Source organism: Limnothrix sp. PR1529 (assembly GCF_002742025.1).
Taxonomy (GTDB): Bacteria; Cyanobacteriota; Cyanobacteriia; order CACIAM-69d; family CACIAM-69d; genus CACIAM-69d.
On the sequence record NZ_LIRO01000061.1, the window covers coordinates 22,367 to 34,403 of the forward strand.

Consider the following 12,037-nt stretch of genomic DNA (forward strand, 5'->3'; position numbering starts at 1 on the left):
AGCCAACACCAGCCAAAATCAAAACTAAAACAAGCTTGTCTGAAGCCTTGGACTGGAGTAATTCTGCCAGGGAAAGTCAGTTTCTAAAGAGTTCCCGTGCATTTACGCCGGAGCGCGGCAGGCTTCATACATCGCTAAATTAGGGCGCTTTCCTTGCTAAAAAGGAGGGCGCTTTTGCTTGTTATCAGAGTTATGGTGGGATTAATTCCTGCAAAAGCTTCCTGCAAAAGCTGGTTAGACCCATGCGACATTTCCCGGGACACCAGCACCCCCCTTCTAACTCTGGGTCTTATTTTGGGTACTTATGAATTTCGGGTCTCTACAGCAGGTCAGTTTTCCCGGGTATCTGAAAAGGCTGGCTCGGCGAATTGCAACACATAAACTTCCCCTCAATTACGTCATTACGGTTCCCTTTGTGCTGCAAGTGGGAATCGTGGTGGGCTTGGTGGGATATTTGTCCTATCGCAGTGGCAGCGATGCTGTTGAATCTTTGGTCGATCGGCTGCTAGACAATAAAGCAAACCAAGTTCAGCAGGATTTAGATCATTACCTATCGATTCCCAAAATCACAACTCAAAACAATGCTTTTTTGATCCATAGAGGTCACTTGAATAGCCTAGATTTAGACGAGCTTGAGTCATTTTTTATTGAACAGCTTAAGCTATTTCCTAAACTGAGTACTTTAGCCCTGTCTAATGAAGCGGGCGATTTTCTAGCCGTTGAGCGTCCGGATCCAAATGCGCTGATTATTCGTCGGTTGCAAGCTGCCTCACCCGATCGATCGCTCCTTCGCTATTGGGCAAATCGTCAGGGTCAGCAGCGCGTTTTGCTCGAAGTTCGCCGTGATTATTATCCCCATCGCGATCCCCCCCACGATCCTTGGTACTTGAAGGCTCAGCGCAACCCTGCTGGTCTTTGGACGATGGGAATTAGTCTATCTAAGGGCAAACAAAATCCCATCTTGCACTTGATTCGGACTGTGCCTTTTTATGACCAGTCGGGTCGGTTTCAAGGAGTTTTAGGAGCGAGTTTTTACTTACAGCAATTTGGAGACTTCCTCCAGTCCATTAACACCAATGGTCAAGGGCAAATTTTTGTAATGGAACCCAACGGGCTGTTGGTGGCCAGCTCTGCCAATGAATTGCCCTTTGATGCCAGTCCTCGAAAAATATTAGCCCAAAATACTCAACACCATAATCGGCGCTTGGATGCCACTCAAAGCAAGGACAGTTTAATTTCAAAAACGGCACAAATTATTAGAAACAACAAAATTAATCTAGAACAAATTCAAACAAAGCTTAAGCTAACGATTCAAATTCAAGAGCAAAACTATTTTGTACAAATTATTCCTATCCGAGGCGAGCTGAACTGGTTCACGGTGATTGTGCTGCCCCAGTCGGCATTTATGGATCAAATCCATAGCAATATTTACCGCACAATCTTGCTTTGCCTGTTGGCTTTGTTGGGAGCAGTAGCCACAGGAATTTGGACTGGCTATCGGATTAGTCGATCGCTCCAATGGTTGCGAGTGGCGACCAAGGCTCTCAACCATGATCACCACACCCAAGAATTACAGCCAATTGAAAATGTCCAGATTTTGGAATTTGATCTGCTCAATCTTTCCATTCAAAAAGTTCTGAAGGCACTGAAAAAATCTCGACAAGCCCAGGCAGATTATGAAAAAACCCTGCAATTAAAGGTTGAAGAAAAAACCGCCGCCTTACAAAAGAGCCAAGCCCGTCTTTTAGAAGCCCAAAGAATTGCCCATGTGGGCCATTGGGAGCTGAATGTGGCCAAGCGGTCGATCGTTTGGTCACCGGAAATTTATCGAATTTGTGAATTTGACAAACCCACCAAGGGTTTAAAAGCTCAGCAATTAATCAACCTCATCCATCCGGCCTATCGAGAACGATTTCAGCAAGATGTCATCGATTCAGTGATTGCTCATCGGGCTTTTGATGCTGATTTACGAATCATCACGGCTAAGGGCAATTCCCGTTACATTCAAATTAAAGGCAAGCCGATCCTGAATGCACAGCAAGAAATTATTCAAGTTACCGGAATTATTGCAGATATCACAGAGCGCAAGCAGCTAGAGTGGGCCCTCAAAACATCGGAGGCCCAAGCCAAGGACATTTTAAACAGCGCAATCGCGGGAATCGTGAGTCTGCGTTTTTTTAAGAATCACACCTGGAAAATTGATCGCGTTTCTGCCGGTTGCGAAACCTTATTTGGCTATACCTGCGAAGAGCTATTAGCCAATCAAAATCTTTGGATGCAAGATATTGAGCCGGAAGATTTGCAAAACATTCAAAATCAAATTATTGAAGATATTTTTCATGAAAGAACGGGAACTTATGAATATCGAATTCGTGATCACCAAAGGAGGATTCGGTGGATTTCTCAAACAAATAATGCCGTTTGGGATTTGTTAGGAGATTGTTGGCACGTGACGATTACCGCCATTGATGTCACTGATCGCAAGCTAACAGAGGTTGCCCTGAAAAAAAGTGAATCAAGATTTCTCGATATTTCCGATTCTTCACCGGCTAATATCTATATTTTGGTGCGTCGCCTGGATGGTTCCTTTTATTTTGAGCACATCAGTCGGGCGGCTGAAACCATTCATGAAATTCCCGTGGCGACGATTCTTCAGGATGCCAATATTCTGCTCGATCGCATCCACCCCGATGACCAAGCAGCTTATAACCAAGCCGTTGAACGCAGCATTGAAAACTTACGACCCTTTGAGCATGAATGGCGCGTCATTAATCCATCGGGGAAGGTGAAATGGTTGCAGGGAAGTGCTAGTCCAAAACGACGAGAAAATGGCGAAATTGCTTGGTATGGCGTTGCAATTGATATCACCGATCGCAAGATTGCTCAAGATGCCTTGAATGAAAGTGAAAGTCGGCTAGTACGGCTTTCTAGTGTGTCTCCTGTGGTGATCTATTCCGTGGTGGAAGAACCGGGAAAACCGGTGGAGTATGAATATCTTAGCGCTGCTTTTGAGGAAATTCATGAAGTTCCTCTCAGTGCAGCGATCCAAAATCCCATGATTACTTTTAATCAAATTCACCCGGATGATCAAGAAAACTATATCCAGGCTGTGGAATGGTCTAGCCGAAATTTACAGAACTTCCGCCATGAATGGCGAATTATTACACCTTCTGGCAAGGTGAAGTGGTTGCAAGCCAATTCACGCCCAGAGCTTCGTGGAAACCAAGAAATCGTTTGGCATGGGGTTGTTCAAGATATTACAGATCAAAAGGCGATCGCCAACGCCTTGGCTAAAACAACGGAAGAACTCGATCAATTCTTTTCGGTGGCACTGGATTTACTATGTATTGCGGATATTAGCGGGCGCTTCCAACGCTTGAATTTACAGTGGTCTAAAATTCTGGGCTATCCCTTAGAAGAATTGGAGGGATCGCGGTTTATGGACTATGTTCATCCAGACGATGTTGAAGAAACTATGCTGGCTTTGAATGAATTGGTTAATCAAAAGGAGCTTCATGGATTTGTGAACCGTTATCGTTGCCAAGACGGTTCCTATCGTTGGATTGAATGGCGCTCCGTGCCGGTTAACTCGGTGATTTATGCGGCAGCTCGCGACATTACCGATCGCAAGCTGGCCGAGCTGCAACTTCAGGAAGCGAAGGATAAGGCTGAGGCAGCTAATCGGGCAAAAAGTCTATTTCTGGCAAATATGAGCCATGAACTCAGAACCCCTTTAAATATTATTTTGGGATTTTCGCAGCTCATTAACCGTGATATTCATTTATCAGAAAGCCATCGCGAATATATGAATTTAATTCAGAATAGTGGCACTCATTTACTAATGCTCATTAATGATATTTTGGATCTTTCTAAAATTGAAGCGGGTCAATTCACCCTTGACGAAGAAGAAGTAGATCTTTATGAAATTCTCTATTCTTTGCAAATCGCTTTTCAACAACAGGCTCTTAAGCGAGAAAATCAACTCATTTTGGAAATTGGCGACAGAGTTCCTCGATATATTATTTTAGATTCCAAAAAACTGAAGCAAATCCTGTTTAACTTGGTTGGTAATGCGATTAAGTTCACCACCCAAGGATCGATCGCGATTCGAGTTGATTTAATTTCAACCCTAATTGTTAATACCTTTCAAGTCTATCCCTATCCATCTTTGGCAGAGGGGCGATCGCCGGTTGATTCCGGTGCTTGCGACCCAACATTAACCGAGAATCCAGATTTCAAGGCTGCAACGTTTCAGTCATGCCAGAACGAGTTCTATAAAGGGCAGTTTTGTAATCATGACTATCTTCAGTTTCAGGTGATCGATACGGGCGTAGGGATTGAATCTGAGGATTTAAAAGCGATTTTTGATGCTTTTTCCCAATCGGCAGCCGGCAAAAAAAGCTCGGAAGGCACTGGTTTAGGCCTAACAATTAGCCAACAGTTGGTGCAGTTAATGGGTGGAGTGTTGACGGTAGAAAGTGCCGTTGGTTTGGGGAGCACGTTCATGTTTACCTTACCGCTGTGTACCGGACGATCGCCTGGGAAAAAATCTGAACGTCAGCCTTGGGGGCCGCCTCAAAACCAAACGACGATCGCTGAATCAGCTCGATCGCCCGCGTCCTTCTGGGGCGATCGCCTGGATTCTAGAATGTTGTCTCCGTCAAGGCTGAGTCACCGGGAATCGGGAACTGTGGCTGATTCTCTGGCGAACGATCGCCCAACAGAATTACCAACGATCGGTTTGGCAGCCATTCGATCGCGCTATCGCATTTTGGTTGTGGACGATCGCCCAGATAATCGCCTGTTGTTAGTGCAATTGTTGAGTCAATTGGGGTTTGTGGTGCAGGAAGCCATGGACGGGGCTGATGCGGTGCAGCGGTGGCAAGATTGGCATCCGCATTTAATTTTGATGGATTTAAGAATGCCCGGTTGCGATGGTTATCAGGCAACTCAACAAATTCGGGCGTTGGAGTCTTCGCGATCGACGGTAATTTTAGCCATCACGGCCCAGGCGTTGGTGGAAGATCGAGATCAGGCGATCGCGGTCGGCTGTGATGACTATTTAAGCAAGCCGATTTCCGATCAAGTCCTGATCCAAAAACTGGACTATTACTGTCAGCAAGCCGATCGCTCCTCGGATCCGCTGCATCAGGTCTCTAGGGATCGATCTGATTTTTCATTGACAAAACCGGCTCATTCCCCGGAATTGGTTGCGCCCTTCAATGGTGCTTTGGATAGTCGAGAACCTCCAGATTCATTAGATCCACCAGATCCATTAGATCCATTAGATCCATTGAATCAACTGCTAAATCAGCAGCCGGATCCCTTTTCCGACCATTTCATGGATGCCTTTCCCGATCAATTGGGCGATCGCGCTGACGCACTCTCAGGTCTTCGGCATCACCAGCGGGGCCAAGAATTGTTGGCCAAAATGCCTCGCGATTGGCTCATGCAGTTACAACATGCCGCAGCCCTTTGCGCTGAAGATTCTATGCGCGAATTACTCCAGACCATTCCCGAAGAGCAGGCCCCGTTGTCTGATTATTTGGGCCAACTAATTTACGATTTTGCCTTTGACAAAATCCATCAACTGGTTAGCCGCTGCCTGAATGCGCCTTTTGAGTAATGTTGAATAATGCGCCTTTTGAATGGCCAGAATTCAGGATAGCAAGCGGGCAGCGGAGCAAAAGAGCCGCAGCATAACCCCTTAAACTTGGCTAAATTCCGCCTTGCTGCGTAAATCTTGCAAAATTCCGTACATTTCCGCCGCAAAGCCCTTAGGGTTCCAAAGCGGGGCGGGATTGGCCGGATTTTTAGCCTGTTGCAACTTGTGGCGCACCGCATTGCACAACTCCCGATCGCGCCCTAAGCGCACCCCCCACTCAATATATTCATCCCAAGTCCAGGCCATGCCCTCCTGGTCGAGGCCCGCCGCCCGCATCAGGGAATAGCCCAAGCGAGAGAAGGACTGCTCGCCCACCCTGGTCACGATCGGTTGGTTGAAGTAAAGGGCTTCCAGGTTGTGGGTTGCGCCGCTGTAGGGGTAGGAATCCAACAACACATCGGTGATTTGATACACGGCCCGGTGTTCTTCCTCGCTGGCGGTGCGGGGCAACATCCGCACCCGATTGGGGTTCACGCCCTGGCGGCGGCATTCCTCGTGATAGAGACTCAGCATCAGTTCCAAATCCCCAATCCGCGATTTGAAGAACAGAATGCTATCGGGCACATAGCGCAGCACATGAACTTGGGCTTGCAGCATTTCCATGCTGACCTTTTGTCCCGTGGGCACGCTGAGGAAAATGGTTTGGTTGGGGTCAATCCGGAACGCTTGGCGCTGTTTGGCCCGATCGGTCGGCACGCTCGGCAGATAGGACAGGGCCGCAAAGGAACCCGACATCCGTACTAGCTTTTCGATGTAATAGTGCTCAACGCCGGCCGGGTGGGTGTTCCAGTCCACCAGGTTGTAGTTATCGGGGCAAATGTGGGGCGCGTCGTAGCCCAACCAGGTGAGGCAAACGGGCGCGGGCCGGTGATAGAGCACTTCCGCGTGAGGCAGAATCGTGATCGAATCGAGGTCAAACAGAATATCGAGGTTGTCTTCCCGGGCCCGGCGAATGATAGTGGGGGCGTTGGCATCGGGGAATCCTTCCTCACCGGGCATGTAGAACTTTTCGGCCAAGCCTTCAAACACCTTAGTGCGATCGTCCTTGGGCATATCGCCGGTAACATAGAGGAACAGGTGCGGCGTATGTTCCTTAAGGGCGGTGAGGATTTCGCCGCTGCACCACCCCACGGAATGGCGGCGATAGTGGCGAGACATGAACCCAATGCGCAGCCGATCGGACGTGCGGGGCGATCGGTTCGTGGGCATGGCATACAGGGGGCTATTGGCGGCTTGGTGGTCTTTAAAGGCATTTTCCACCAGCTTGCGATAGGCTTCCGCCAGGGCGTTGGCCACCCTGGTGTTGGCCGCCACATCGTCCCGCAGGTGCGGCATATCAAACAGCACGTTCCCGTAAAGCTTCGTGATGTCGAAGGGAGAAAGCTGGTCAATAACCTGAATAAACTCACTTTCGATTTCCAGGAACCGCTGACGGGCCACATGGCCCAAGCCCATGAAACAAAAGGCTTTGGTCGAGATAATGCCCGCGAGAACGCGCTCCCGAGGGCTGCTGCCCGGTTCGTTGAAGGTGCGCCAACAGCGATCGGCCACTTGGCGGGCTTGGGGCAAATATCCCCAGAACAGCAGATGTTCCATCAAGTCCCAATGGGCATCCAAGTGCTTGCGATCGAAGTGAATCGCCCGCTCATACCATTCAAACCCTTCCGGGCGCTTGCCCATGCCCACCAGGGTTTGGGCAATTCGGATGTAGCCCTGAATCCCTTGCACTTTTGGATCCACCGCCAGGGCCTGCTGCCAGCACTGGATAGCCTCTTCCTTTTTATCAGCCACTTCAAAGGCGCAACCCATGCTCCAGTAGGCTTGGGCCATTTGCGGATTGGCCTGAATAGCCCGCTGAAAACATTGGATCGCCTCGTCCGTTTGCCGCTTGCCGAGCAGAATGCTGCCCAAGTTTGACCAAGCTTCCGCGTAGTTGGGGTTCAACTGCACAGCGGTTTGGTAAGCATTGGCGGCTTCTTGGTAGTTGCCGCGGCCGAGCATAATGTTGCCCAGCAGCTTGTGGGCTTCCGGGAAGGCATTTTGGATTGCGAGGGCTTCGGTCACCAGCTCATGGGCCGCGTCCAATTCGCCCCGATCGAACAGCAATGCCCCCAGCCGCTCCAACAACTGGGCAAAGGGAACCGCGATCGCCATGGTGCGCAGGTCGGCTTCGCGTCCCAAATCGCAGGTGGTTTGGCTGGCTTTGGGGGGAACGGGCTGGCCGGCGCGATCGGCCTGGATCACGGCGGCGGGAGCTTCAATGCCCCAGAGGGTTGGGCGCACGGCCAAACCCCGACGATAGTGTTGTTCAGCGCCAGCCAGGTCACCAATTTCCAGCAGCAGGTTGCCCGAAACCAACTCAATTTCGGCCACGCGATCGAAACTACCCGCCAAGTAATGCCACTGGGCATATTGGCTGTAGGCCGGCAACAGATCCGCCACCAAGGCCCGCAGGTTATCCAACACCTCCGGACTGTCGGGCTTGATCTTTTGGGCCTTGGTGTAATACTGAAGCGCCTGATCCCAACTGCCGATCGCGTGGCAAATTAGCCCCGAGGTGTTCAACACCGCCGGATCATTGGGGGTGAGGGTGAGGGCTTTTTCCACATATTCCACCGCGATCGCCATTTCACCCATCTGATAGGCGATCGCCCCGAACCAGTGCAGCGCCTCTGGGTGGTTGGGATGGTGCTCCAGGATTTTTTTGTAAATCAGGCCCGATTGTTCGAGCTGACCCGATCGCAGCAGTTGGATCGCCCGCGTAAGGGCCTGAGAAACAGCAGCATCATCCATGACAAAATCCAGGGCAGAGGGAGGCGAAGTTGGCAAAACGCGCAAGTTGGAGGGAAACAATTGGCCAGAATCACGACCGTTGATTAACCCCCGCCCGCTTGGGCCCTCCAGTGCTCAGCCCGGCTGACAGGGGTTGAAGATCCCTAGACCACCGTGGCCGGCTCGCGACTGGGTTCGTTGTAGTAATCCACCAGGGTACTGGCGGGAGGATATTGAATCGGCGGCAGGCGATCGGCCGCAAAATCCTTCAGGAACTGCACATGTCGCCAAAGGAGCGCTTGGTGTGAATAACGCTCCAGAACGGTGTTGCGGGCCGCTTGGCGAATGTGGGCCATCTGAGTCGGGTGCTCCAGCACTTCCGACACCCGATCGGCAATTTGCTTAGGCGAGAAGAAATCGGCTAACAGGCCGTTTTCCCCGTCGCGAATCACTTCCTGCACGGGCGCAGTGGCCGAACCCACCACCAAGCAACCAGCCGACATGGATTCAATCATCGACCAGGAGAGCACAAAGGGCCGCGTGAGGTAAATGTGAGCCTTCGAGGCTTGCAGTACCTTCAGGTACAGGCCATAGGGCAAGGAGCCAACGAAGTGGATCCGCGACAGATCCAGAGGCAACCGTTCCAACATCAGTTGCTTATAGGTTTTGCCATCGGGCAGGGCGCGGCCATAGCAAACCCGATCGCTCCCCACAATCACCACATGGCAGTTGGGGCGCTTCTCTTGCAGATAAACCAACGATTCCATGAACTCGGGGAAACCGCGATAGGGTTCCATGCCCCGGCCCACATAGGTAACGATTTCATCCACATGGGACAAGTCGAGATTCGGCAGCACGAGCTTGGCGTTCGGCTCGGGCACAAAGAAATCGGTGTCTACACCATCGTGCAGTACATGCAGTTTGGATTGGTATTCGGCGGGAAATTGCGATCGCTGCCAGGCCGTGGGGCAAATTCCCCGATCGCAGGTGTAGAGATCCTGCAAAATCGACGCATTTTTAATCCGAATTCGGGCCTGATCATCCACGGACAAGGGTTCCGCCGGATCAAAATCCGCATCGGCTCCCTTGGATTTGTAAAACCACTCGAAATAGCCCAAGAACTTGGTGTCCGGGAAGGCATCCTTCATGAACAGGGTGGATCCCCAACCGGAGTGGCCATAGACCACATCGGGCACAAATCCATTGGACTTCAGCGCGTCGGCCACCCGGAACATGGATTGCCCCTGAAGCACGGCGGCCTCGAAGGGGCGGATGTAGTGATGGGTTCCAGGGGCGGGGTCGCGACTGGGCTTGAACAATACTTTTTGAACGCCGGCAATTTGCCACTCGGGGTTTTCGTTTTTCGTGCCAAAAACCACTTGGTTTTCGGGATCGCGCCCGAGGGCCGCCGCGACGTGGCGAAACTGTGCGGGGAAGTTGGGATGCAAGAACAGAATTCGCATGATCGCCGTGGGTCGTCCTAAAAGTCGTCCTGAAATTCGATCGAGTCTCAGTGTCCCACCGAAGGGCCAAACGGGCAATGCAGATTTGCGCAAGTCGCCCCTTGACCTGGGGGCCAGCAGCCAGCGACTGGAACCCGCTGCCGGAATTGGGAGCACCGTTGGGAGCGCTGTTGGGATCGTTCGGTTGAGATGCCTTAAGCAACCCAAACCAGTTCCCCTTGACGGGCTAACGATCGGGAAGCGGCCGCCAACAACCGCACCAGGGCCGTGCCGATGGAACCATCGGAGCGATCGAGCGGTGCGCCATCCAAAACGCCGGCCAGGAATTGATCGCAAACCTGCCCAAGGGGTTCACCGCTCGCCAACTCGATCAACTGCTCCGATTGGTTGCAAGGAAGCCATTGGCTGCCAGATTGTTCCAGGGATCCCGCCCACAGGGTCAGGGGCGATCGGGCGTTCATTTCATCAAAAACCAATGTGCCTCGGGTTCCGACCAGGGCCAAGCGCCGGGCCCGATCGGGATTGTGCCAAGCCAGATGGATCGTGGCGGTGAACTGCTCAGGGTAGTAAAGGGTAAGCCAAACCAAATCCGCCAAGCCCGCCGCAGGACTGGGGCGATCGGTCACCTCAAGCCCGGCTCCGCGCCCCCGTTGTAACCAGGTTTGCCCCTTGGCTTGCAGGGCGATCGGGGTTGACTGAAGCCAATGGTTAAAGATGGCAATGTCGTGAATGGCCAAGTCCCACAACGCATCCACATCCTGGCGCACGGGGCCCAGATGGGTGCGAGCCGCATAGCCATAGCGCCGATCGCCGATCGCGCCCGATTGCAGGGCTTTGGCCCCCGCTTCCACCGCCGGATGAAAAAGATAGGTATGGTCAACCATCAGCCGACGATCGACCCGTTGCGCCAAGGTACATAAATCCTCGCACTCAGCCACATCCAGGGTTAGGGGCTTTTCCACCAGCACATGCTTGCCCGCCAACAGTGCCGATCGCACCAGTTCAAAATGGCTGGCGGCCGGCGTGGCAATCACCACCGCCCCAATATCCGGATTGCCCCAGATCGATCGGCGATCGCTGACCCGTTGCACCTCGGCCCAACCGGGATAGCTGGCAAATCGATCGCCCACGGCGGCTAGCAGGTCTGGATTGGTTTCCACCACGGCCTTCAGGTGCGATCGGGGATGCTCCAAAAAATTGCGAATGAGGTGTGTTCCCCACCGGCCCGCCCCAAATACCGCCAGTCCCAATCGATCGGTCATTGCCTTTAGCCCAAAAACGTCAACGAGGAATCTCAACCGAATCAGAGAATGTCTGAAAAGCCAAAATTGATACCCAGAACTGGCCCCAGCGATCGACGGAAACCAGAGGATCAAGCCCCTTGCTCCCACAACCATTGGAGCTGGGCAATTGCTGATCAAGTCCTGAGCAATACTTTTCCAGCAGCCTCTAATAATTCCGGTCTGGAAAATTTCCACCTGGAAAATCTCAGTCCGGAACCTCAGCAATGCACCTCAAAAAATCAGATCCGAAACCTAACCCCAAAGTACTGCCCCAGAAATCAAAAGGGCTGAAGAAGGGCTAAAGGGTTGATCGCTTGTCCAGCAGCCAATAGGTATTCATTTCACCACGACCTTTGATGTGAATTGAACCCCGTTCTTCAAAGTGATAGCGATCCTTCAGCCGTTCATAGGTGGAATCGGTGACTTGAATCGAACCAGGAACCCCATGGGACTCCATCCGCGAAGCAATATTAACCGCATCGCCCCATAGATCGTAGATGAACTTCTTCGTGCCAATCACACCGGCAATCACTGGGCCTGTGTTGATGCCAATTCGGATTTCCAACCGTTCACCCAAGGGCCCCAGTGCATGGGCCATGCTCGATCGCATTTCCAAGGCCATATCCGCCACGGATTCCGCATGGTTTGCCTGGGGAACCGGCACGCCCCCCACTACCATGTAAGCATCCCCAATGGTCTTAATTTTTTCGAGATGGTGCTTTTCCGCAAGCCGATCAAAGGTGGAAAAAACTTGATTTAAGCAATTAATTAATTCTAAAGGCTCTAGTTGCGCCGCCAAGGAAGTAAATCCTACAATGTCGGCAAAAAGAATCGGGTAGTGAATCAGATTAATG

The 12,037-nt window shown here is 51.7% G+C and carries 5 protein-coding genes; 1 reads left to right on the forward strand and 4 read right to left on the reverse strand.

Annotated elements, in window-relative coordinates:
* The first annotated feature begins 304 nt into the window (after positions 1–304).
* Positions 305–5,626 carry a PAS domain-containing protein gene (locus AMR42_RS09445; protein ID WP_099533200.1) on the forward strand — a complete coding sequence of 1,774 codons (5,322 nt, stop codon included), beginning with the start codon at positions 305–307 and terminating at the stop codon, positions 5,624–5,626.
* 81 nt (positions 5,627–5,707) lie between these two features.
* Here the strand turns inward: AMR42_RS09445 and AMR42_RS09450 are convergent, their stop codons facing one another.
* The 4 genes from AMR42_RS09450 to AMR42_RS09465 form a co-directional block, all read right to left on the reverse strand.
* Positions 5,708–8,458, reverse strand: coding sequence for a tetratricopeptide repeat protein (locus AMR42_RS09450; RefSeq protein ID WP_143473009.1), 2,751 nt, complete (start codon positions 8,456–8,458; stop codon positions 5,708–5,710).
* 143 nt (positions 8,459–8,601) lie between these two features.
* Positions 8,602–9,900, reverse strand: a complete 1,299-nt coding sequence (locus tag AMR42_RS09455; protein ID WP_099533202.1) for a glycosyltransferase family 4 protein — start codon at positions 9,898–9,900, stop codon at positions 8,602–8,604.
* A 194-nt stretch (positions 9,901–10,094) separates the two neighbouring features.
* Complete coding sequence (locus tag AMR42_RS09460; RefSeq protein ID WP_099533203.1) at positions 10,095–11,162, reverse strand: Gfo/Idh/MocA family protein; 1,068 nt, start codon at positions 11,160–11,162, stop codon at positions 10,095–10,097.
* A gap of 319 nt (positions 11,163–11,481) precedes the next feature.
* The coding region (locus tag AMR42_RS09465) for an adenylate/guanylate cyclase domain-containing protein (RefSeq protein WP_143473010.1) at positions 11,482–12,037 on the reverse strand (556 nt) is incomplete at its 5' end.